The 23,122-nt window shown below is 72.9% G+C and carries 12 protein-coding genes; 3 read left to right on the plus strand and 9 right to left on the minus strand.

Annotation, left to right across the window (positions count from 1 at the left end):
* Positions 1–204 precede the first annotated feature (204 nt).
* The 4 genes from ACAM42_RS21395 to ACAM42_RS21410 all read right to left on the minus strand — a co-directional run bounded on the left by ACAM42_RS21395 (position 205) and on the right by ACAM42_RS21410 (position 16,290).
* On the minus strand, positions 205–13,860 hold the full coding sequence (locus ACAM42_RS21395) for a filamentous haemagglutinin family protein (protein WP_369629312.1): 13,656 nt from the start codon (positions 13,858–13,860) through the stop codon (positions 205–207).
* A 153-nt stretch (positions 13,861–14,013) separates the two neighbouring features.
* Entirely contained in the window at positions 14,014–15,015 is a 1,002-nt protein-coding gene (locus tag ACAM42_RS21400) for a FecR domain-containing protein (RefSeq protein WP_369629313.1), read from the minus strand.
* Positions 15,002–15,562, minus strand: a complete 561-nt coding sequence (locus ACAM42_RS21405; protein WP_070061200.1) for an RNA polymerase sigma factor — start codon at positions 15,560–15,562, stop codon at positions 15,002–15,004. Before ACAM42_RS21405 ends, ACAM42_RS21400 begins: the two co-directional genes overlap by 14 nt.
* Positions 15,563–15,567: 5 nt before the next feature.
* The gene (locus tag ACAM42_RS21410) at positions 15,568–16,290 is read right to left on the minus strand and encodes a secretin and TonB N-terminal domain-containing protein (protein ID WP_369629314.1); all 723 of its coding nucleotides are present in this window, start codon (positions 16,288–16,290) and stop codon (positions 15,568–15,570) included.
* Between the two features lie 234 nt (positions 16,291–16,524).
* Between ACAM42_RS21410 and ACAM42_RS21415 the strand changes: the two genes are divergently transcribed.
* Positions 16,525–16,896: a hypothetical protein gene (locus tag ACAM42_RS21415; protein WP_369629315.1), complete on the plus strand. Its 372-nt coding sequence runs from the start codon at positions 16,525–16,527 to the stop codon at positions 16,894–16,896.
* A 235-nt stretch (positions 16,897–17,131) separates the two neighbouring features.
* Here the strand turns inward: ACAM42_RS21415 and ACAM42_RS21420 are convergent, their stop codons facing one another.
* A complete protein-coding gene (locus ACAM42_RS21420; protein WP_095947032.1) occupies positions 17,132–17,389 on the minus strand; it encodes a hypothetical protein in 258 nt (85 codons plus the stop codon).
* Between the two features lie 266 nt (positions 17,390–17,655).
* Between ACAM42_RS21420 and ACAM42_RS21425 the strand changes: the two genes are divergently transcribed.
* Positions 17,656–17,976, plus strand: coding sequence for a hypothetical protein (locus ACAM42_RS21425; RefSeq protein ID WP_070061202.1), 321 nt, complete (start codon positions 17,656–17,658; stop codon positions 17,974–17,976).
* Positions 17,977–17,982: 6 nt separating this feature from the next.
* On the opposite strand, the gene ACAM42_RS21430 is transcribed toward ACAM42_RS21425, so the two are convergent.
* Positions 17,983–18,480: a low molecular weight phosphatase family protein gene (locus tag ACAM42_RS21430; protein WP_062482660.1), complete on the minus strand. Its 498-nt coding sequence runs from the start codon at positions 18,478–18,480 to the stop codon at positions 17,983–17,985.
* A 149-nt stretch (positions 18,481–18,629) separates the two neighbouring features.
* Here ACAM42_RS21430 and ACAM42_RS21435 point away from each other — a divergent pair, with 149 nt between their 5' ends.
* A complete protein-coding gene (locus ACAM42_RS21435; protein ID WP_260684871.1) occupies positions 18,630–18,764 on the plus strand; it encodes a hypothetical protein in 135 nt (44 codons plus the stop codon).
* Between the two features lie 60 nt (positions 18,765–18,824).
* Here the strand turns inward: ACAM42_RS21435 and ACAM42_RS21440 are convergent, their stop codons facing one another.
* Genes ACAM42_RS21440 through ACAM42_RS21450 form a run of 3 tightly spaced genes read right to left on the minus strand, consistent with a single transcriptional unit; the run spans position 18,825 to position 23,120 of the window.
* Entirely contained in the window at positions 18,825–20,948 is a 2,124-nt protein-coding gene (locus ACAM42_RS21440; RefSeq protein ID WP_369629316.1) for an HlyD family efflux transporter periplasmic adaptor subunit, read from the minus strand.
* Positions 20,942–22,294, minus strand: a complete 1,353-nt coding sequence (locus ACAM42_RS21445) for an efflux RND transporter periplasmic adaptor subunit (protein WP_369629317.1) — start codon at positions 22,292–22,294, stop codon at positions 20,942–20,944. The genes ACAM42_RS21440 and ACAM42_RS21445 overlap by 7 nt, the downstream gene beginning before the upstream one ends.
* A 28-nt stretch (positions 22,295–22,322) precedes the next feature.
* The gene (locus ACAM42_RS21450) at positions 22,323–23,120 is read right to left on the minus strand and encodes an efflux RND transporter periplasmic adaptor subunit (protein WP_369629318.1); all 798 of its coding nucleotides are present in this window, start codon (positions 23,118–23,120) and stop codon (positions 22,323–22,325) included.
* Positions 23,121–23,122 lie beyond the last annotated feature (2 nt).

The following is a 23,122-nucleotide window of genomic DNA, read 5'->3' on the forward strand; positions in this document are numbered from 1 at the left end:
TGGTGGAGAGCCTTCATGTCGCTGCTGCGTACCGATACCTAGACGCACGGCGTGCGCGGCGACTGTCGTTTGTCACGAAAACTTCATCAAGAAATCGGCACGAGGTCCGGCGCGGCGGGTTTCGCGCACATAAGAAGAAGGGCCTCCGCATGGGAGGCCCTTGTGTTTTTTTCGCCGGCGCGGGTAGCGCAAAGGTTCAGCGCCTCAGCGTTTCAGCCCCCGCTGCTCGCCCGGCGTCAGCGACTGCATCTGCGCGGTCGTGAGCGCGCCCGCGCCGAGCACCTGCACCACGCCCTTGGGGTCGTAGGCCGCGCCGCTGCGCTCGCGGCCGGCACCGTTGCCACCGCCCTCGCCACCCGCGGGCTCGTTGCCGAAGCCGAGCACGCGCACCGTGAACACCGAGGGCAGCGCCTGGCGCTGGGCCGCGCGGTCGCGCTGCACGGCGTCCTGCGCCGCGGTGGCGGCCTGCGAGGCGGCGGCGCTGGCGTTGGTGAGCGCGCCCACGTTCACCGCCGCCACCACCGGGACGCCGGTGGACTTGCCCTGCACCTGGATGTTCTCGGCATTGGCCACGCGCAGCGCCGCCAGGTTCACGTTGCCCGACACGCGGATGCCCGCCTCGCCCGCGTCGATGGTGCCCAGCGGCGCGATCAGGTCGATGTCGCCCGGCGGCACCTCGGGGATCGGGTTCAGCGTGGCGATGCCGGCGCCGGTGTTGGGCGTGGTCGGCGACAGGCTGACGTTGCCGGCGTCGTCGTACAGGCGCCGCTGCGGCGTGTAGACCACGGTCGACTTGGAGCCCCGCCCGGCGTTGATGTCGCCCTGTGCCGACCAGGCCAGGATGCCGCCGCCGAAGGTGGTGAAGATGCGGCTCTGGCCCAGCAGGATGCTGTCCAGCGAGTAGATCTGCACCTCGCCCGCGCCCTGCGTCAGCACGCCCGAGCCCTCGCCCGGCACGAAGCCGCCGTCCACCCCCACCAGCGTGCGCCCGCCCGGCACGAGGATGTTCACGTTGCCGCCGAAGTTGGTGTGGATGCCGGCATCGAGCGCGTCGTACACGCCGATGTCGCTGGGCCGGCCGGCGGCCGTCCAGGCATCGCGCCGCAGATAGCTCTTGCCGGCCTGCGGGCGCTTGGTGAACGGGTCCGAGCTGCTCGCGTAGTAGTTGGCGCTGCTGAACATGGTCAGGTCGCCCTGGTAGCGGCGCGCGCTGCCGTCGGCGCCCTGCGCGGGGAACAGCGTGGCGATGGCCTCGCGCCCGCGCAGGTAGCTGCCCCGGCGCGGACCGCCCTCCTCGTTGTACTCGCGCCCGCCGGCGCGCAGCTCGGCGAAGTACACGTTGCGCAGGTACACCTGCTGCTGCTCGGGCGGCAGCGCGGCGAAGAAGGCCTGCGCGTCCATGGTGGCGGCGTCGAAGTGGCGGCCCTGGCTGTTGCGCCCGCCGAAGCGATCGCGCAGCCAGTTCACCAGGTGCAGGCCTTCGGCCAGGCCGAACTCGCGCACCAGGTCGCGGCGCGTGCTGCCGCCGCCTTCGCTGCGCTGGCCGTCGATCTCGGCCTGCTTGCGCTTCAGGTAGGCATCGGCGCCGGCCTCGTCGCCGCCGTAGCCGAACTGCTGCGACAGCCAGCCGGCCAGCGTGAGCTCGCCGCCGTAGCTGTACAGCGCGGTGCCGGGCTGGTCGGCGAAGGGCTGGCCGCTCGCGGCGCGGCGCTTGGGATCGAGGTAGCGCGCGGCAAAGCCGGCCCAGTCCGGCCCGTCGCGGCCCACGCCCACCGCCACCGAGATGCCGGCGCCGCTGCTGCGGTCGCCCGGCTTCACGTTGACGATGGCGCCCAGGCTCTTGAGTTCGCCCTTGTCGGCCATGTACAGCTCGCGCCCGGCGCTCAGTACCAGCTCGCCGGGGCCGGCGATGTGGAAGCTGCTGTTGCGGATGTCGCGCCCGGCCTCCACCACCGACACGTCGTCGGCGTGGCGGTGCACGATCAGGTTGCCGCGCGCCGAGGCGGCGTTCAGCGTCTGCGGCTGCGGCGGCAGTTCCGGTCGGCCGGGAAAATCGCGCCCGCGCCAGCCCGCGCCCTCCGACGGCACCAGATCGACCTCGCCCAGCGCGGTGCCGGCGCCGACGATGTCGCGCCCGGCGCGGATCGCCACCGGGCCGGCGCCTTCGTACCAGAGCCCGTTCGGCGTCGCCACGCCGGTGTTGGAGCCGCGGTAGACGATCGAGCCGGTGCGCAGGCCCACGATGTCGCCCTCCAGCGCGTAGAAGCGCGACGGCGGCTGGCCCGCCGGCGCCACGTCGGCCACGCTGGGCGAGGTGAGCGTGAACAGCGGAAAGCGCAGCCACGAATTCTGGCCGTCCAGTGCAATGGAGGGCAGCAGCGCGTCGGCGGCCGTGTTGTGGATCAGCTCGCGGCCGTACCAGAGTTCGCCGCCCAGCGCGGCGAAGCCCGGCTGGAACGGGTCCACCAGCCGCGACGGATCGGCGCCCGAGGGCGTGATGGTGTAGCCCGCCGCGTGAATGGAGTCGCGCGCCAGCAGCTCCAGCTGCGCGGTGCGCTTCACCGCGTACTGCGGGCCGACCGGCGACGGCGCCAGCGTGAGGCTCCAGGGCGACAGCACCGGCCCGTTGCTCGATTCGTCGCGCACGCCCGAGCTCGCGCTGCCGTAGTACAGGCTGCCGCTGGCCGCCAGCGCGCGCAGCACCGCCGGGTAGACGAAGCGGCCGTCGGTCGCCTGGTGGTTGGTGCGATCGCCCAGGTCGGTCCAGCCCAGCGTCGGCGTGAGGTTGCCGCCGGCGCTGAACAGGTCGATCGCGGTCGACGGCGTCCACAGCGAGAACCAGGTCCAGCCCTCGCCCGGGTGCTGCGTGCCGTTGGCGCTGAAGGGCGTGCCGTGCGTGAGCGTGGGCACGCGACCCGGATCGGCCACGCCGCCCAGCACCAGATCGCCGCGCGCATCGAGCCGCACGCCGGCATCGCCGGGAATCAGCACCGGGCCGCCCGAGGCGATCGACGAACCGGCGACGTAGGGGCTGAGCGCGCGCGAGTCCTTCGGGCCGGGCGTGCCGAAGTCCAGCTCGATGCCGCCCACCGCGCCGCTTTCCAGCCGCAGCGCGCCGCGCAGGTTGGCGAAGACCCCGTTCAGGTCCAGCCGCATGCGGTCGTAGCGCTGGAGGCTGCCGGCCTGCCAGGTGGTGCTGGCGGGCACTGCGCGCACCTCGGGCGCCGGGTTCAGCGTGCCGCCGATGCGCACGTCCAGGTCGCCGCCGCCGGTCAGCAGCAGCTCGCCCGCGCGCGTCACGCGGCCGGTGCTGCCCACGGCGAGATGCAGGCCCTGGCTGCGTGCCACGTAGGTGGCGCTGTGGTCGCCCATCTGCTCCATCATCCCGGCGTTGCCGCCGGTCTCGAACACCAGGTTGCCGCCGCCCAGCGTGCCGATGCCGGTGAAGCCCACCAGGTAGGGCCAGAGGCCGCCGAGGTCGTAGGTCGTGCCTTCGTGGCCCGCGACGTAGCTGCCGAAGTTGATCCACCACGCGGTGGGCACGCCCTCGGCGCCCGGCACCACGCTGCCGGTGCCCTGGCGCCACAGCCAGTTGCCGAGCATGGCGCTGGGCATCTGCTTGCGGAACACGCCCAGTTCGTCGGTGGTGCGGCGCATGTTGCCGCGCACGCCGATGGTGTCGCCGCGCGCATCGCCCTGCACGCGCATGCGCAGGTTGCCGCCGTGGTCGGGGTACCAGGCGCGGTACAGGCTCTGGCTGTCGACGAACTGCTCGAAGATGTCGTAGCCGCCGTTGAGCACCGTGCCTTGCGGGCCCTTGGCGCGCGGCAGGTGGAAGTCGGCGTCGTCCGCGCGCGCCGCGGCGCGGGTGCCGGCGGTGTAGATGCCGTAGGGCGAGCGCTGCGTGAAGTCGTTGCCGGCCAGCAGGTCCAGGTCGCCGGTGCCGGTGCGCAGCACGCTGAACAGCGGCTGGCGCACGGGGTAGGACTTGAAGTCCCAGACCTCGGGGGTCTCGGAGACCAGGTCGCAGTAGCCGATGTCGCACATGCCCCAGGACACCTCCTCCGGCGTGAGGATGCTGCCCAAGCTGCCCCAGCCTTCGTCGGCCGCCTGCTGGTTCCAGGACCACACCTTGCCGCCGGAGACCAGTTGCTTCGTGAAGGCGTTGCCGTAGTGCGTGTCGGCCAGCAGCAGGTCGCGCTGCGGCCCGCGCGGCTGCAGCGCGCGGCTGTCGGCGGCCTGCGTGTCGGCACCGGCCACCAGGCGCATCGACCACGACTGCGAGCCCTCGGCCAGCATCGGCGCGATGGCGAAGTTGCGGCCCTGGTTGCCGTCGCCGTCGGCCAGGCGCAGCCGCACCGACGCCGCGCCGCCGGGCAGCACGACCACCGTCTCGGCCGGGATGACGGCGCCGCGCTGCAGCGGCACCTCGCGCGCCAGCACCGGGCCGTTGTAGCGGTAGAACGGCGGCTGGTTGACGTCCAGCACGGCGCCGTCGGGGAACGGCAGCGGCACGCCGACCGGCCACAGCATCGGGCCGACCTTGGCCGCGCCCGCCAGCCGCACGCCGGGGTCCAGCTGCATGTTCGCGCCCAGCACGAGCGGCTGCGCCAGCACGGTGCCGGCCGGATGAAGGACCTGGCCGGACGCATCGCGCACCGCACCGCCGAGCACGGTGCCCGCGGGCAGCGTGTAGCCCTCGGTGAGCACCGCGCGCACCGGCAGCACGGTGCCGGCCGCCAGGCTCATGGCCTTGAGCGGCGCCTGGAAGTTGAGCGCGCGCCCGGGCTGCAGGAAGGTGTTCTCGGCCAGCGTGACCACGCCGCCGCGCGGCACCACCACGTCGCCGCCGAAGGGCACGCGCCCTTTCAGCAGCACCCAGCCGTCGTCGTCGCGCGTGGCCGGCAGCGCCGAGGTGTCGAAGCCGTCGTTGATGCTGCCGTGGATCTTCAGGTTGCCGCCCGCGCGCATCACCAGCGCGCCGGCCTCGCCCGAGCCGTAGACGCCGGTGCGCTGCGTGCGCGCGTTGAGGCTGTCGTAGCGGAAGCCCGAGAGGTCGAGGTCGCCGTCGATCTGCAGGTCGCCATCGGGCGTGCGGCTCACGATCTGCACGCCAGGGCGCAGGTGGAAGGCATCGCCGTACGCGCGCAAGCCGGCCAGCCGGCCGTCGACCAGCGCGCCGTTGGCCAGCACGTTGCGCATGAAGGCCGTGCTGTCCTCGTGCTTGGCTTGCAGGTAGGCCTGGTCGATGCGCTGGTAGGGCCGCCCGCTGATGTCCGGGTCGGTGCCCGTGGGCGCGTCGTCGTAGCGGAAGAAGCCGTTGACGGTGATCGTGCGCGCGCCCTCGATGCGCTGCGTGCCGCCGGCGTCGATGTCGATGTCGTTGCCGCGCGCGCCGCCCAGGCGCGGCGCGTTGAGCTCCACCGTGCCGAAGGCGCGCGGCGTGCCGTCGGTGCCGGCGCGCAGGTCCATGCGCGCGCCGCTCTCCAGCACCAGGCGGCCCTGGCCGCTGTCGATCTCGATGGTGGCGCGGTTGGGCGCCTCGATGGCCTGGCCGTAGCTGTCCACGCGCAGCCGCGTGCCGTGCGCGTCGAGCAGTGCGTTGCCGCCAACGGTGACGCCGTCGCGCGCCGCCAGCCGGATGCTGCCGACCTGCACGCCGCCGGCGTCCACGGTGCCGGCCACGGTGAGGCGGCCGCCGTCGACCGAGAGGTTGATCTCGCGCGCCTTCAGCTCGTCGCCCACCACCAGGTCGCCCTGCTTGAACTGGAAGCTGCGCTCGCCGACCACGCCGCCGTCGGTCAGGCGGCGGTTCAGGCCGGCGAAGTCGGCCAGGCGCTGCGCGCGCACGTCGATGCGCCCGGCCGCGTAGGGCACCGCCGTGCCGCCCGCGTCGTACTCGCCGCTGCTGCCGCCGGCGATGCGGCCCAGCAAGTCGACCTGGCCGGCACCCGCACCCAGCGCGGTGACGGCCAGCCGGCCGGCGCGGTTGTTCTGCGCCGACAGGTCGATCTGCGCGCCCGCGGCCTGGCGCACGTTGCCCGTGCGGCTTTCGATCTCCACGTCGCCGCCCCAGCTGTACTTGTCGACGTCGAAGAAGCGCAGGCGCCGGCCGGCCAGGTCCAGCCGTGCGCCGTCGTGCAGCTGCACGTCGCCCTCGGCGCGCAGCACCAGCTTGCCGCTGGGCAGCACCACGGCGGTGTCGAGCGTCACGCTGCGCCCGTCGATGGCGATCTCGGCGCCGAGCGCGCGGGACGCTTCGGCGTCGGTCATCGTGGCCGGCTGCATGCCTTGCGGCGCGCCCACGCGCACGTCGCCGCCGGCGGTGTAGCGCATCACCGAGCCGGCCTCGCCGGTCAACAGCGGCGTGTCGATGCGCAGCGTGCCGCCCGTGCGCACGTAGCCCTTGGCCGCTTCGTCCCACGCGCCCTGCGACTGGTAGACCGAGAGCGAGCCCTTCTGCCGCGCCGTGACCTGTTCGCTCGCATTGAGTTGCACCTCGCCGAAGCCCAGCACCAGCCGGTCCATGTCGTGCACGGTGTCCACGCGCATGTCGCGCGCGGCGCCCAGTTCGATGCGCCGGGCGTCGATCTGCAGCCGGCCGCTGCCGGTGCCCGCGCCCCCGGTGGCCACCAGGCCGGGCGGCGTGCGCGTGCCGTTCCACACCAGCACGTCGGTGTGGATGCGCGCCACGCTGTCGGCATCGCCCCAGCCGTAGATCGCGGGCGTGGTCAGCATCAGGCGCGAAATCGTCGACTGGCCGGTGGCGGGGTCGATGGTCGACAGCTGCGTGGAGCCGAAGAAGTTGACCGCGTCGCGCACGGTGAACACGAGGTTCTCCAGCGCCGGTGCGCCGGTGCTGGTGTCGCCGCGCAGCAGGCGGTCGAGCACGGACTGGTTCAGCGTCAGGCCCGGCGGCAGCGCGCCGCGCGCAGCGGCATCGCCCAGCGCGCGTTCGCCGCCCACGTTGATGCCGCCCAGCGCCAGCACCAGGTTGCGCGTGCCGTAGCGCGTGCTTTCGCCCAGCGTGAAGGCCTGGTCGGTGGCGGCGGTGATGGTGCCTTCGGAATACAGCCGCGCGCCGGCGCTGCAGCTGCCGCTGGAGGCGCACACGCCGATGTCGATGCGGCCGGGGCCCGTTTGTCCGCCGCTGGACGCGGACGGCGGCTGGATGTCGATCCAGCCGTTGGACACCGCCAGCACGCTGCGCAAGCCCGGCTCGTAGATGTAGCCGCGGCGCGAGTCCCAGGCCGCCGGCCCGCGGCCCAGCGTGTCGATGCCGGCACCGGACTCGACGGTGATGCCCGAGTCGCGGCGGTCGGTGACCAGGAACACCTCGCCCGCGCGCAGCACCGCGCCCTCGCGCAGCACGATGCCCTCGGCGGCGCTGCTGAAGCCCAGCCGGTTGGCGTCCCTCAGCCGATCGGCCGCGGTGGCGTCCTGCACGAAGGTGCCCGCCGGCGCGCCGCCGATGGCCAGCTGCGCGGCACCGATGGCATTGAGGTCGCGCGCATGCAGCGAGGTGCCCTTGAAGTCCGGCGTGGGCGCGGCGCCGTCGCCCAGCACCTCGAAGGAGCGCGCCGTTCCGCCGAGCACCAGCGCCGTGCCGCCCATGCCGTCGCCCACCGTGGCGTAGCGCGCGGTGCCGGCAAAGCGCAGCGCGGGTTCGCCGGGCATCTCGCCCGCCGTGCCCTTCAGGCCGAACTGGAAGCGCAGCGCCTTGGCGTCGCGTTCCAGCAGCGGGCGCGGCACGCCGTCGCGCAGCGCCTGCGCCACGGCGAAGTCGGCATAGCCGGTCTCGTTGTACTGCGCGTAGGTGCGCAGCACGTCGCCCGGCGTGAACACCGCCTGCAGCGGCAGCGCGTCGTGGATGCCGGTGCCGGCCACGCCCAGCTGCGCGGGCGCGGTGTAGGAGCCGTTGCGCATCGCCGTCGCGCTGCCCGGCGCGCCGACCTGCGCGGCCAGCCCGTTGAGCTCGACGCGGAAGGCGCCGGGCAGCAGCGCGTAGGTAGAGGGCATCAGCGTGTAGCGGCCCGGCGGCAGGCCGGGCACGCCGGCGCCGATGGTGATCTGCCGGCCCAGCGCCGGATCGCTCGCGCCCTTCTCGGCGCCGAGCGGCGCCTGCAGCGGCTGCACGCCCGGCACGATGGCATAGACCGGGTTGGTGGCCAGGCCGGGCAGCACGAAGCCCTTGCGCTGCGCGCCCACCTGCACCAGCGGGTGCATGCGCGCGTCGGTGGAACCGCCGCGCCCGGCCAGGAAGGCGGTGCCGGTGAGCGTTCCGCCGCCCGACATGTCGAGCACCGCGCCCTCGCGCACGTCCACCGCGTGGCCGGACAGCGTGATGGCCGGGCCGACGCCGGGCACGCGGTAGGCCACGTCCTTGCCGTTGAAGAGATAGGTCAGCCCGTCCTGCGTGCCGCCGTAGGGCATCAGCAGCCCGTCGGCGCTGACCGAGGTCAGGCTGCCCGCATGCAGTTGCACGGTGCTGGTGGAGGTGTCGCCGAAGACGCTGCCCAGCGCGATGCCGCCCAGCGGCGCGCGCAGCACGCCGCGCTGCTCGATGTGGGCGGCGTGGAAGGTGAGCGAACCGAAGGCCGACTGCGGCATGGCCGGCGTGTCGCCCACGCGCTCGATCACCAGCCGGCGGTTCATGTCCATCTCGGCCTGGCGGGTGCCCCACTTGTCGATGACGTTGCGCTGGCCGACCTGCACCAGCCCGCTGTCGCCGGTGGCCGGGTAGATCTGCGCCGCCGCCAGCGTGAGGTCGCCCGGCACGTAGAACCTGGCGTTGTTCGAGAAGCGCAGGTCGCCGCTGCTGCGCAGCAGCGTGCGGTCGAACGCGTTGCGCTCCACGACCAGGTCCTCGGGCACGTTGCGCACGATGGTGCCGCGCACGCCCTGCTGCACCATGCCCGCCAGGTCGATGAGCTGCGCGTCCAGCCGCAGCGAACTGCCGGCCGACACCAGCGGCACGCCCAGCGTGCCGGCCCCTCCGCCGGCGTTGCGCGAGCCGAGCACCGGGTTGGGCAGGATGTAGTCGTCGGGCTGGGTGCGCCCGCTGGCGGCCAGGCGGATGTAGGGCGCCGCCAGGGCCACGCGCACGTCGGGCGCGGACGCTTCGGCCAGGGCCAGCGCGGTGGTGGTCAGGCGCAGGCTCTGGCCCAGCGAGAGATCGACGCTGCCGTCGAACGACAGCATGCCGTGGCTGAGCAGCGACAGGTTGTCGAAGCCGCCGTCGTGGATGCGGTCGACGCCGATGCGCGCCGTGCCGTAGGCCAGCGCGCCGTGCGCCTGGCCCGGGCGCAGGCCGGCGGCGTCGGCCACCGCGCTGCGGCCCTGCACCTGCGCCAGCAGCATCTCGCGCGGCACGCGCACTGCGTCGTCGACGTTCTCGCCCTTCAGGTTGTAGCGCGCCACCTGGCCGTAGATGGGCGTGTCCAGATTCAGCGCCAGCATGCCGCCGGCCGCGCCCGCGCCGCCCGCGGCAGCGCGCATGTCGCCGTCCAGGAACAGGCCGCGGAAGGAACTCAGCGCGATAGTGCCGCCGTGGCTGGCGACCTCGGTCGCGCCACGGCCCGGCAGGTCGAGCGTTGCCGAGGTGCCCGAGGCCTCCAGCCGCGCGCCGGGGCGCAGCACCACGAAGGCATCGGCCGCGTCCACCTGCGTGGCATCGAGCACGTGGCGCGCGCCGATCTCGATGGTGCCGCCATTGGCCACCTGGCCGTAGCGGTGGCCGCGCGCGTCGGTGGCCACCACCGGGCGCGCGGCGACGTCGATCAGCGCATGCTCGCCGATCCAGTACGAGCGTGCGTTGGGCATGCCGTCGGCCAAATTGCGTGCGTTGCTCATGCCGTGCTCGCCCGGCAGCAGCGCGACGCGCCCGCCCCAGGCCGAGAGCGTGCCATCGACCGTGATCTGGTCGTTGCCGCGCAGCGTGAGCGTGCGGCCCGGGTCGAGCGCGATGTGGGCGCCCTCGCCCACCACCAGCGGCGCGCGCTGGTAGAGCGTGCCGGCCTCCAGCGTCAGGTCGGCGCCGGCGCGCTGGGTGAGCTTCTGCTTCACCGGATCGTCCTGGTACACCGGCGGCATCCACAGCGGCAGCGCGATGGACGGGTCGGCGCCGGTGGGCGCGAGCGCGCCGGCGACGGGGTCGAAGCGCTGCACCGGCATGCGCACCTCCACGCGCGCGCCGTCGGCCACGGCCACGCCGTCCTGGCCGCGCACCGTGTATTGCGCGAAGCCGCTGTGGAACAGGTCGGTGTCCAGGCGCAGCAGCGGCTGCACCGCGACCGCGCGCGGCAGCGCGGTGCCGGCGACGATCGGCGTGCCCGCGGGCATCACGGTGTCGGCGGCGGCCACCGTGCCGGCCTTGTACGACGTGGTCTTGGGCGGAATCGGCAGGCCCGAGGGGAACACGTCCTTGGGCAGCACGTACCCCTGGGCCAGCAGGGTGATGGCCGCCAGCACGCTGCCGGCCGGCACCGTCTGGCCCGGCTCGTAGCCCTTGCCGTCGAGCAGGAACGCCTGCGTGCCCGGCGGCACCACCCAGTCGGCGCCGGTGACGACGGTGCGCGCGTTGCTGACGCCGGGTTGCACGCTCTCCTTGAGCGCCTCGCCCGGCAGCGCGCGCGACACCGTGACGGCGAAGTCCATCGGAATCGCGCTGCCGGCCGCGATCACGTAGTCGCCGGCCAGCCGCAGGTGCACGGTGCTGCTGCGCCCCGCCGCGAGCTGGCCGTCGCCGCCCGCGGGCAGTTCGCCGATGCCGATGGCCGCGCCGTTGGCCAGCGTCAGCTTGCCGCCGCCCTTCACGCCATGGCCGCGCACCTCGCCATCCATGCGCAACGTGCCGGGGCCCGCACCTTCGTTGCCGGGCTGGGCCGCCATCAGCGTCACGTCGCCGCCGCGGCCGCCGCGCAGTTCGTTGCCGGCCAGCAGGGCCGCGCCGCCCGACACATCGACGAGGCTGCGCGCACCGAGCACCACATCGCCGGTGCTGCGCAGCGTGACTTGCCCGCCATCGACATAGGGCAGGCCCTCGATGCGATCGGGCGACTGCGCGATGTGGCTCCACAGGCCGCGCGCATCCAGCCGCACGCCCTCGCCCACCGCCACACGCGGCGCGTAGCCGACCGGCAGCACGTCGGCAATGGAAATGTCGACCCAGCTGCCGCCGTTGGCGCTGGCGAAGCGGCTGACCAGGTCGCCCAGCGCGATGCTGCCGCCGCGCGCGACCAGGTCGGCGTCCACCGCCACCGTGGGCGCGTGCAGCGCGATGCTGCCGCCGGGCGCGACCGCGAGCGCGGACGTCACCGCCACCGTGTCGTTCGCATAGGCGACGACGCCGCCCAGGCGCTGGCGCTGCAGCCACTGGCTGTCGATGCGCACATGGCCCGCGAGCTCCTTCGGCAACGCCTCGCCGGCGGCCAGTGCATCGGCCAGCGAGGCGGGCGAGATCGGCGCATCGGCGAAGGTGACGCGGTCGACCCGCGCGGAGGGGTTGTCGCGCAGCAGGCCGGTGGCGGCGTCGTAGACCGGTGCCACGCCGCCGATGACCAGGCGCCCGGCCAGCGGCGCAGCCGTCTGCAGCTGGCGGTAGCTGTCCAGTCCCGCATCGCGCTTGCGCTGCTGGCGCTCGCCCTGGAACACGGTGGCGTCGATGTCGCCCTCGAGCACCGCGGCACGCGTGCCGACCTGCACCTGACCGGCATCGCGGCCCACGGTGTAGCCGTTTTCCAGCCGCTCGCGCGGCGCGATCAGCGGGTTGTAGAAGTAGCCGGTGGTGGTCTTGCCCCAGCGCGCGTGTTCGTCCTCGAAGCCGCGGTACAGGCCGGTGTAGACGATGTCGGCCGGCGCGGTCGACAGGTTGTACAGGCGCCCGTCGGGGCCCTTGAGCCAGCTCTGCTGCAGCCGGCCGGTCTGCACGTCGAGCGTGCCGCCGGCCACGTTGATGCGCGAGCCGCGCTGCGTGACCAGCTCGCCGCCGGCAAAGGCCACCGTGCCGCCCGACGCGGCCCATTCGCCGACCGTGTGGCCGTCGGTGTTGAGGTAGCCGCCGACCTCCAGCAGGCCGCCGCCGGTGTACCAGCGCTCGCCGACGTAGCCGTTGACGCCGGCCGCCACGCGCACGAGATCGCGGCGATCGATCCACATGTCCAGGTTGTTCAGGCGCTTGCCGTCGCGGTTGAGCGGCGCATCGCGCTGCTCGTTGCCCTGCACGTTGATCTTCACGTTGTTCGACGCCATGGCCACGCCGACGCCGACCGCGCCCGCCACGTCGATGGCGGCGCCGCTGGCCACCCGCGTTCGGCGCTCGGCGCGCGCCTGCACCTGGCCGCCGGTGGCCAGGGTGAGCGAGCCGCCGTCGAAGTCGATGTCGCCGGCCGAGTCGATCTTCACCAGCGACTGGTCGCGGCGGTTGTAGCCGCCGTCGCTCAGACGCATCGAGTCCTTCAGCAGGGTGTCGCGCTGCACGTCGAGCGCGGTCGCGCCGTCGTTCTCCAGCACGATCGCGCTGGTGCTCTGCGGCGCCAGCGTGACGCGCGCCTCGCCCGCTTCGCCCACCGCCCGCAGGTGCAGCGTGCCGCGCGTGTTGACCGAGCTGCTGGACAGCAGCACGCCCTGCTGCTCCACGGTCTTGCCGACCAGGGTCACGTCGCCGGTCGGCGCGGCGATCAGGCCGGTGTTGCGCACGCGGCCGGCGGCGCTGCCGGCCAGGCGCAGCGGATCGACCTCGTTGCCGCGCGTGCTCGAGTCGCTGTTGCCGTCGGTGCCCATGCCCTTGCGGATCACGAAGGCGTCGCCGGCGGCCAGCACGGTCTGGCCGTTGGCGGTCGTGATGCTGCCGTGGTTGTGCGCCTCGCGCCCGGCCAGCAGCACATAGCCGCCGCCCTCGGTGACGCTGGTGGGCCGGCGCGTGGCGATGCGCGCGCCGGGCTCCACCACCACGTCGGCGGTGGCCGCGCGGTGCGTGGCGCCGGTGGCGTGGAGCACCAGGTCGTTGGCCAGCACCGGCACCTGGGTGCTGCCGCGCGTTTCGCTGTACAGGCCTCGCTTGAACTGCGCGTCGCTCATGCCCACGGCCGCGGCCACGAGGTTGCGCGTGTCGACCTGGCTGCTGCCGCTGAACACGATGCCGTTGCGGTTCACGACCATCACCGTGCCGTCGGCCTGGATCTGCCCCTGGATCTGCGAGGGCCGCGCCTTCGGGTCGTTCACGCGGTTGAGCACCGACCAGCTGGCCTGCTGGTCGAACTTCACCGTGGTGTTGCGCCCGACGTTGAAGGTCTCCCAGTTGAGGATCGCCTTGTCGGCCGTCTGCTCGACCGTGACCACGGTGCGGCCCGCGGCCTGGCGCTGCGAATCGGGCGTGAGCGGGCGCGCGTTGTGCCAGCCGGCGGTGAGCGCGTTCGTGTCGACCTTCAGGCCGCCTTCGGCCAGGCCGTCGGGCACCGACGGGTCGTGCTGCGCGGCGGCGCGCGCCGCGGCCTGCGCCGACTGCTGCGCCGCGATGGCGCGCGCCGCCAGGTTCAGGTTGCCGAGGGACTGCTGCAGCTGTTCGTTCGCACGCTGCTGCTGCGCCTGCGGCCCCGCGAGCATCGCGGCCGGCAGGCCGTTGGGCAGGCGGCCGGTGGCGAGCGCGGTGCTCTGCGCCATGTTCTTCTGCGCCATCCAGGCGCCGCTGAACGCCTGCTGCGCCTGCGCGCCGTCGAACGCGGCGCCGCCGGCCAGCAGCAGCGCGATGGCGCGCACCAGCGGCGTGAGCCGGACCTGCGCGAATGCGGCGGACGAATAAGAAGAAGAGGACGCGTTCGGCGGATTGCGCCGGGACACCGTGCGGCGGCTGCTGCGTTGCATGCGGACTTCCATGGGTTCGTGTTTCGTTGCTCGATCGGGGCCACGAAGCGCAAGGGCCCGTGGACTACCGAGCTATGACAGCGAAGGTCCGGCGCGACTGCACCATGTCACGAAATCTTCACGAACACGCGGATCGGCACGCTGCAACGCACTTCAGGCGCTGGCGGCGCCCAGCAGCACGATGCCGCCGGGCAGCTGCGTGAGTTCGGCGCCGTACACGTCGCGCACGAGGAAGGCCACGTCGTCCAGCCGGTCGATGGAGAAGCTGGCCTGCACGCGGCTGCGGCCCAGCGCCTCGTTCGTGAGGATGAGCCGGCCGTGGCGGTAGCGGTTGACCTCGGCCACCACCTGCGACAGCGGCACCTGGTCGAACACGAGCTGGCGGCGGCGCCAGGCGACGACGGGGCCGGTGTCCACGCCCGTCACGACGCCGAGCCCCGCGGGGCCGTAGCGCAACTGCCGGCCGGCGTCGAGCCGCGCCTGCTGCGTGCCTTGCGCCACGTCGACCTGGCCCGCCAGGCAGGTCACGCAGACCTCGCCGTCGAGGTGGCGGATGTTGAAGCGCGCACGCGTGGCCGACACCGTGCCGCCGCCCGCCGCGACCGTGACGCGCGCCGAGGCCGGGCCGCCGGCCAGCACCTCGGCCTCACCGGACACCAGCTCGATGGCTTCGCCCGCGCTCTCCGTCGCGCCGCGCCGCAGGTTGATGCGCGTCTGCGTGTTCATCTGCAGCACCACGCCGTCGCCCATGGCGACCTCGCGCTGCTCGCCGGTGGCGGTGCGGTAGTCGTCGCCCCATTCGGCGACCGAGGGCCACAGCGCCAGCGGCGGCGACACCGCGAGGTAGGCGACCGACGCAGCGACCGCGCCACCCAGGAGGGCACGGCGTCCAGGCACCGGCAAACGGCGGTGGGCTGCCTCGCGCGCTTCCTGCTGGCGCACGCGCTGCGCGGCCGGCGCCATGGCCTGCCACACCTGGCGCGCCTGCACGAAGGCCTGCGCGTGCTCGCGGCTGCGCGCGCACCAGCGCCGGAAGGCCTGGGCGTCGTCTTCGGTGGCCTGTTGCGAGCCGAGCCGCACCACCCAGGCTTGCGCTTCGCGTTGCAGGGTCTGCTTCATGGCCTCGGTCGCCTGGGGTTCTTCAGCGGTCATCATGGGGAGACTGTTTTCCGGCGCCAGGACCGAAGCGCTGGATGAAATCCCGCCCGAGCCGCTCGCAGCAATGTTCCAGGCCGGCTCGCAATTCCTTCTCGACGGTGCGCGCCGACACGCCGTAGCGCGCCGCGATGTCCTTGTGCGGCATCTCGTCGACGCGCGCGGCCAGCACGATGGCGCGGCGGCGGCGCGGCAGCTCGGCCAGCGCGCGCTCGAGCGCCTCGAGTTCGTTGCGCGCCTCGGCGCCGCGCGCGGGGTCGGCGGCCTCGTCGGCCATGTCGTACAGCGCCTCGACCTCGCCCACGCTCAGCAGCCGCGCGTTGCTCTTGCGCTGGTCTTCCGCCACGTTGAGTGCAATGCGGAACAGGTAGGCCGAGGGGTAGCGCACGGCGCTGCGCACGGTCGAGTTCTCCACGCGCAGGTAGGCCTCCTGCAGCGCGTCGTTGGCGAGGTCTTCCGAACCGAGGCGGTGGTGCAGGTGCTTGCGGAACTGCGCATAGCGCGCCAGGAACAGCGCGCGCAGCGAGGCCTTGATCGATTCGGACATGCGCCTCAGCCTGCGCGCGCGCGCAGGTACGGCCGGCAGTCGCGCGCCGGGTCGGGGCGCGGCGTCAGCAGCAGCGTGACGGGTTGCGGCAGCGCGGCCGGCGGCGGCGTGTCCAGGCCGAGCGTGCGCAGGCTGGCAAGCACGGTGGCATCGCGCGCCGGCACGCCGCTGCCCTCGAGCAGGCGGGCCTCGGTGACGGCGCCCGCCGGATCGATCCACAACTGGACCGCGAGCCGGTAGCGGCCGAAGGCGTCGGGCTGCGCGATGCACAGCACGCGCGTGACCGCCCCCTGCAGCACGGCCGCGTAGGCCTGCAAGGCCGGGGCATTGCCGGCCGTGGGGGCGCCCGCTGGCGCGCGTTCGTCGGGGACGGCGGTCGCCAGCTGTGTCGGCACGAGCGTGAACGCGCTGGCGCCGGTGTAGCGCGCCACCAGCCCGGTGCCCACGAGCATCCGCTGCAGCGCGTCGCGCGGTGCGAAGTCGCCCTGCACCGGCGACGCCTCGCGGCCGTCGGTGAGGCGGCTGGTGACGAGCACCGAGTGACCGGTGAGGTGGCCGAAGACGGCGAGGGAGCGTGCCAGCGGCTGCGCCGGCAGGTCGAAATGCAGCGCCGGCGCGTCGCTCGCCATGTCGTCGGCTGCCGCGGCGTGGGCGGCGCACATCACCAGCGCCATGACCAGGCACCAGGACAGTGTCAGGCCACCGCCCGATGCGGAAGTACGTGTCATGTGACGGAGGATCAACAGCAGCAACGAAGGGTCTGGAAAGCGGCCGTCCGCCGTGCGGCCCGGGTGAGCGTGCGGGCGAGACTAGCGACCGCGCATGACCGACATGTGACGTTTCGTTCACACTTCCGACCTCGCGAGATTCCGTCTTCTTCCTGACTTGCACGGGGCCCAGACTGCCCGGTTGGCCGTGGTCGCGGCACGGCGTTTCTTCTTCTTTTTTCCTGGGGTGCAACGATGCGCGTCGGTGTGTGGCTGTTCGGCGTGATGCTCTCGGTGATCGGCACTGGCGCGGTGGCGCAGACGCCGCCCTCCAGTGGCGGCGAGGCCGACGGCAGCTGCGTCGAAGTGGTGGTGAATGGCGAGCGCACGCCCGCCTACGACTGCCTGACCCGCAAGCTCGCGCCCACGATGCCGACACGCGCGCCGGACGACGCGGCGCCCGGACTGGCCTCGGAAGCGATCACGCAGCGGCCGGGCAATCAGCTGGGGTTGTTCAACCGCGCGGCGACCGGGCATCGCATGGGCAACACCTTCGGCACCTCGGTGTATCCGCAGCGTCCGCCGCCGGCGGTGTACACCTCGCCGCTGCTGCCGGCGCGGCCCTGAGCGGCGGCATGCGGGAAAAGAGGCCGGGCGTTCAGAGTTGCTGGGTCACCAGCACCACGAACCCGGCCAGCGAAATGGCGGCGCCCATGGCTTTCCTGAAGGTCTTCAACATGTCGTGTGCTCCATCGGTGAGATCCGTGAGCCTCGATGGTGCGCCGCTTGCGGGTGCAGCGGGTTTGGCAATCCCGATGGCCGGGATAGAAAAACTTCAACCGCGGGGTGCGGATGAACCCGGTCAGCTCGCCCGTGCGCCGGTCCGGGCTTCGGCGAGCGACAGGCGCTCGCGGGCGAACTGGCTGGCCCGCAGGCGCACGCGCGCGAGTGCGGCGTCCAGCGAGGGCTGCTGCATGAAGACGAGCACGCCGCGCTTGAGCCCGCGCAGGCGGAGTTCGGCCACGCCGGCATAGCGGCCGCCGGTGGTCTGGCGGATGTCGATCTCGCTGGACCAACCGTCGGAAAGTTCGACGAAAAGATGTTGCTGTGTGGCGCTCATGTCAGTGAGGAGCTTAGGGCTACTGCCGGCGCCGCCCTAGGACATAGTTCCTAGGTATTAGCATTTAATTTCGTTTAATAACAATTTCACGCGCTTCGCGCAAAGGGACACCATGTGTGAACACCCGCATGACTTTCGGCACTCGCGCCGAAACAGCGTGCCATCTAGGATGGAGCGGCCGTGATCCGTCTCCCTCTTTCTGCGCATCCTCCCGACCGGCCTGCCCCGCAGGTCGACACCGTCCGCCCCGATTTCCGCGCCGCCGCATGAAGGACGAGACCCACTCCGCCGAACACCTCTACACCATCGAAGTCGAGGGGCGCAACGTCACGGTGCGCGACGTGATGGTGGCGGCATTCACCTACCGCATCAAACTCGAGGAACTGCTCGGCTCGCCCCGGCAGGTCGCGCACTGCTACCGGCTCTGGCGCCGGCTCGAGCGGCTCGACGAGCCCCCCATGACCCGCTTGGACATCAAGTACGCCACCGCCTGGCGCGACGCGCATGCGCAGGCCTGGCAGGTGGCGCAGGTGTTTCTCACCGACCCGCACACCAAGACCTTCGTGCTGCGGCTCGCCGCGCCCTAGCGCGCGTCAGCGCATGTGCGCCATGTCGCGGATGTCGGAGCGCAGCGCGCTGCGGTCGGCGCCCACGAGCGGCAGGTTGACCAGCAGTTCGAGCCGGCGGCGCAGCGAGTACAGCACCTGCAGCGCGCCATGCGCCGCGTCGTCCGGGCCGGTGTTGGCGCCGGCCACGTCGGGGTAAGGCCACAGGGCCGCATCGGGCTGGCCGGGCCAGCGCGGTTGCAGCGGTTCGAGCGCGGGGTCGAGCGTGATGACGACATCGGCGTTGTGCGATCCCGCGCGCGCCAGCAAATCCCAGCTGCGCGGCGGCGACGTCGGCAAGGCCATGCCGGCGCTGCCCAGTGCCTCGACGGCCGCGGGATGCACGTCCGCCGCCAGCCGCCCCGGTTGCCCGCACGAGCGCACCGAAAAGCGCTTCGCATCGAGGTGGGCAAGACAGGCCTCGGCCAGCACGCTGCGCAGCGAATTGCGCCGCGAGACAAAGACAACCTCGATCCGTTTCTGCATGGTCGAACGACTATAGCCACGCCGTGTGGCAGGTGGGTGCCGAAGCACAGGGACCCTTTTGCAGACGCCTGTTTACCCCGGACCTGCAGACATGACAAATAAGTGTAAACACTCGTAAACCTTGCGGGATGGGTCGGCGTTAGAACCGCATGACAACCGACCCCTCCCTCGTTGTGCTTGCTTTCCTGGTCGGTCTTGCCGCGGGCGTGACGCTCATGAGCATGCTGGCAGTCCTGCGTTCCGACCAGGACCGCCTGCCGCGCTCCGAGCACACCCGGCTGTAAGGCAGACCGCGGGCATCGCCTGCCGGCACATGGCCGGCCGGCGCAAGCGGGCGCGCTTGTTCAGAACCCCGACTGCTCGATCAGCACCGCGGTCGCCGCATGGACCCAGCGGCGGGCCAGGCTCTCGCGGGTGCCTTCGAAATGCGCGCGCACCTCGCGCACCCCATCGACCGGCGCGTCGTCTTCTCCCTCCACCGTCACGCGGAACCAGGCTTCGGCCGGACGCAGGTCTTTCTTCTGCGCGGTCGGGTTGAGCGCGATCGGGCCGCCGTGGTCCTGCGCCAGCAACAGGTGCGGCAGCCGGCGCACCGGGCTGTTGTCGATGGCGCGCACCTGCCCTTCGAGCTTGCGCGTGCGGCCTTTCACGAGGATCACCGCGCGGCTGCCGGCCGCCAGGCGCTGGCGGTCGTGCTCGGGCACCAGCGCTTCCACGCGCCAGCGCCGGCCGTCGACCACCATCGCCATCAGTTGCGACGGCGCCACCCACGTGCCGGACTGCAGCAGCGGATCGACGTCGCGCAGCGTGCCGCCGTGCGCCGCCACCAGCCGCAGGCGCAGCAGCTCGGCGTCGCGCGCGCGGCGTTCGGTGTCCCAGCGGCTGGCCTGCTGCTCGGCCAGCACCTGCTGCGCCGCCGGTCGTTCTTCCAGGCCCATGGCGCCGCGCGCCGCGCGCGCGTAGGCGCTGGACATCACGCGCGCCTTCTCGCGCTCCTCCGTCTGGCCGGGCGCCTCGAGCGTGACCAGCGACTGCCCCGCCGCCACGGCCGCGCCGTCGTTCGCTTCCATCGCCGCCAGCCGCGCCGCGTAGGGCGAGAAGACGGGTTGCTCGACGCCCGCCCGGACCACGCCCGGCGCCGAGATGCCGCCGTGCCACGGCACCAGCAGCACGACCGCCACGAGCGCGAGCAGCAGCGCCGCGCCGAGGCGCCGCCGTGGCCTGATCTCGCCGCGCCGCGCATGCCACACGCGCAGCTCGGCCATCACCGGCCGCACCACGAACACGCCCATCTCGACGATGAAAAGGAACACACCCAGCGCCTTGAAAAACGCGTGATAGACGACGACCGCGATGCCGATGAAGAGCACCAGCCGGTAGACCCAGGTGGCGAACGCGAAGGCGATGAGAAAGCGCCGAAAGCCCGGCGTCAGCGTCTCGGGCGACGGATCGTCGAAGCCCAGCAGCCAGCGCCGCAGCGCGCGCTTGGCCTGCTGCCCGGCGCGCTCGTGCAGGCCCGGAAAATCCAGCGCGTCGGTCAGCATGTAGTAGCCGTCGAAGCGCATGAAGGGGCTGGCGTTCACCGCGAGCGTCAGCACCCAGGCCGTCGTCGCCAGAAAGAACAGCGCGTTGCGCAGGTCGCCGTCGGGCATGAAGGCCCACAACAACGTCGACCACGCGGCCAGCACCAGCTCGGCGCAGATGCCGGCCGACGCGATGGCCAGGCGGTGCCGCGAGCGCGCCAGCTTCCAGCTCTCGCCGGTGTCGGTGTAGGCCATCGGCCACATCACCAGCAACGCGACGCCCATGTGCCCCACGCGAACGCCGTGGCGCGTGGACATGAGCGCGTGCCCCATCTCGTGCAGCAGCTTCGACACCACGAGCGCGCCGGCAAAACCCAGGACGCCCTCCCAGCTGATGGCGCCGCGCAACTGGGCCGCCACCGTGTCCCACTGCCGCGCCGCCAGCAGCACGCCGACGCCGGCGGCGAGCGCGCTGAGCGCCACGAACCAGCGGCTGTAGAGCCACTCGACCCAGGGCAGCATCTTCTCGAGCAGCCGCGCCGGCCGCACCAGCGGAATGCGCACGAACAGGTAGTTGTTGAGCAGCCAGCGCCACGCCGGCATCGGCGGCTTGCGGCGCACGGTGCGCAGCAGCTGGTGCTGTTCGAGAAAGCCCTGGAAGCGCGCCACGTCGTCGGCGTCGGGCGCCAGCGGGGTGTCGCGTTCGATCGCCTGCGCGATGCGCGCGGCATCGGCCATCGGCCAGCGCTGCAGGATCTCGAACTCCAGCCAGCCGATGCGAAAGAACAGGTTGCGTACCGGGTCGCACACGTGCCAGGCCGGCGAGCCGTCGCCATTGGCGCCGGCCGGATGAATCTGCAGTTCCTCTCGCAGGGCCGGCCACGGCGGCGGCGCTGCAACGCCCGCGGGGGCGCCACGGCCTGCGGGCGCCGTGCCGCTCAGCATCCGCACCACTCCCGCGCCGCCGCGAACGGCCGGCGCAGCAGCAGGTAGCCGAGCACGGTCCACTCGCCCGACACGCGCGCCGTGCCGCGCAGGCCGATGCGCGCCACGCCCGAGGGCTCGCTCAGGTGGCCGCGCAGCTGGTAGCTGGCCACGCCGTTGGGCGCCTCGACCGCCTGGTAGCCGGCGTGGTCGAGCCGGGCCGACACCGGGTCCAGTGGCGCCACGCGCAGGAACAGGGTCATGGGCGCGCCCGGCGCGAGGTTGACCGCCTCGCTCACCGGTGCCCAGGCCTGCACGCCGAGCACGGCCGGGTCGGCCAGCAGCCCGACGCGCTCGCCGGTCTGCACCGGGCGTCCGGCCCAGTCGTCGGGGTCGGAGTACACGAACACGCCCGCGGCCGGCGCCTTGATCTGCAGCTGCGCCACTTCGCGCTGCAGCGCACCCACCTCCACCTCGCGCTCACGCAGCTTCCCTTCGGCCAGGCTCAGCTCGGCCTTGGCCGACTGCGACTCGATGGCCCGCTGCGACGCCTGGTGCAGTTCCAGCCGCGCGGTCGACAGCGCCGCGCGCGCCACGGCCAGCCGGTTGTCCAGCGTGGTGTCGTCGAGCTCGGCGATGGTCTGGTCGGCCACCACCGGCGTGTTGGGCGGCACGGTCATGCGGCGGATCACGCCGTCGCGCGGCGAGGCGATCACCTGGCTGCGCGTGGAGATCACCTCGGCCTGCAGCAGCGCGTACTCGCGCACCGGCACCAGCAGCGCGAGCGGCAGCAGCGCCAGCGCCCAGCGCAGCGGTTTGCGCGCCCACGCGTCGTGCAGCAGCGTGCCGATGGAACGGCGGCGCCCGGTCAGCGCCCACCACGCATGGCCATACATCGCGGCGGCCTGCAGCAGCAAGAACTCGGGCGCCTTGGCGTCGAACTCGGTGGGCCACGGCGCCTCGCGCGCCAGGAACAACGCGGCGCGCGCGCGCCCGTCGGGGTCGGCCATGGGCAGCACCCACACCTGGTCGGGCAGCCAGTCGGCCCACGAGGCGGCGAGCGCCGGCGGCAGCATGCCGGGCGACAGCGCCAGCACGCGCGCGGCGGCCGGCAGTTCGTCCAGCCGCGCCTTCAGGTGGTCGGCCACCGAGGCCAGCCACAGCGCATAGGGCGAATCGGACTCGACATCGGCCAGCCCCGAATGCGCCACCAGCCGCGTGCGGCGCGCGCCGAAGAAGCCGACCAGCGCGGCCTGCCGGTACGGCGCGATCGCGTGGGTCTCGTTGCAGATCAGAAAGGCCAGGTCGGCCGGACGCTGCGCCGCGCGCACCTTGGCGGCCAGCGCATGGAACGCGAGATCGGTCACGACGCCCCGCCCTTGCCGCGCGCGGCGCTCATCCCCTGCCGACCGGCGCGCGCACCTGCCCGCTCATGCCCGGCAGCACCTGGCCGGCCGCGTCGCCCGCGAGTTCGGCCTCGATCTCGATGGTCTGGCTCACCGCGTCCACGCGGCCCGACACGCGCGTGACCTTCAACACCACCGCAGCGCCGGTCTCGTCGACCGTGGCGTCCAGGCGCTGGCCGGTCTTCAGCCACGCGAGCCATTGCGAGGGCACGTTCATGCGCGCCTTCAGCGGGCCGTTGCCGACCAGCTCGACCACCGGCGCGCCGGGGTTCACGCCCTGCCCCACCTTCACATGCACGCGCGCCACCTTGCCGGCGAACGGCGCCACGAAATTGCACTGCGCGATCTGCGCATCGAAGATGCGGACCTGGCTCTGCGCCTTGTTCACGTTGGCCGCCGCCAGCTCGACCTCGATCTCGGCCGCCGACTGCAGGCCCTGCAGCTTCAGCTTGCCCACGTACTGCACCTTGGCGGCCTCGTGCTCGGCCCGCGCGGCGGCGCGGCGCGCCTGGATCTCGTCGCATTCGTAGGCGGCCAGCACCTGGCCCGCGCGCACCGTGTCGCCCAGGCTCACCGGCACCTTCGCGAAGCGGCCCGGGGCCGAGGCCGACAGCACGCTTTCCTGCGCGGCCACCACGAGAAAACGCACCGGCGCCAGGTTGCCCGGCGCACCCGCCGGGGCGGTGCGCGGCGCGGGTGCCGGCTGGGCGCCGGCCTGCAGGGCGCCGCCCAGGGCGCAGGCCAGGAGCACGCCGACGCGAAGCGCGGAGAAGGACGACGGTTTCAAGG

The organism is Variovorax sp. V35, from assembly GCF_041154465.1.
GTDB classification, from domain to species: domain Bacteria; phylum Pseudomonadota; class Gammaproteobacteria; order Burkholderiales; family Burkholderiaceae_C; genus Variovorax; species Variovorax boronicumulans.

Coding starts and splice junctions, on each gene's coding strand:
- ACAM42_RS21395 (WP_369629312.1), bottom strand. CDS start 13,860: ATGCAACGCAGCAGCCGCCGCACGGTGTCCCGGCGCAATCCGCCGAAC.
- ACAM42_RS21400 (WP_369629313.1), bottom strand. CDS start 15,015: ATGATGACCGCTGAAGAACCCCAGGCGACCGAGGCCATGAAGCAGACC.
- ACAM42_RS21405 (WP_070061200.1), bottom strand. CDS start 15,562: ATGTCCGAATCGATCAAGGCCTCGCTGCGCGCGCTGTTCCTGGCGCGC.
- ACAM42_RS21410 (WP_369629314.1), bottom strand. CDS start 16,290: ATGACACGTACTTCCGCATCGGGCGGTGGCCTGACACTGTCCTGGTGC.
- ACAM42_RS21415 (WP_369629315.1), top strand. CDS start 16,525: ATGCGCGTCGGTGTGTGGCTGTTCGGCGTGATGCTCTCGGTGATCGGC.
- ACAM42_RS21420 (WP_095947032.1), bottom strand. CDS start 17,389: ATGAGCGCCACACAGCAACATCTTTTCGTCGAACTTTCCGACGGTTGG.
- ACAM42_RS21425 (WP_070061202.1), top strand. CDS start 17,656: ATGAAGGACGAGACCCACTCCGCCGAACACCTCTACACCATCGAAGTC.
- ACAM42_RS21430 (WP_062482660.1), bottom strand. CDS start 18,480: ATGCAGAAACGGATCGAGGTTGTCTTTGTCTCGCGGCGCAATTCGCTG.
- ACAM42_RS21435 (WP_260684871.1), top strand. CDS start 18,630: ATGACAACCGACCCCTCCCTCGTTGTGCTTGCTTTCCTGGTCGGTCTT.
- ACAM42_RS21440 (WP_369629316.1), bottom strand. CDS start 20,948: ATGCTGAGCGGCACGGCGCCCGCAGGCCGTGGCGCCCCCGCGGGCGTT.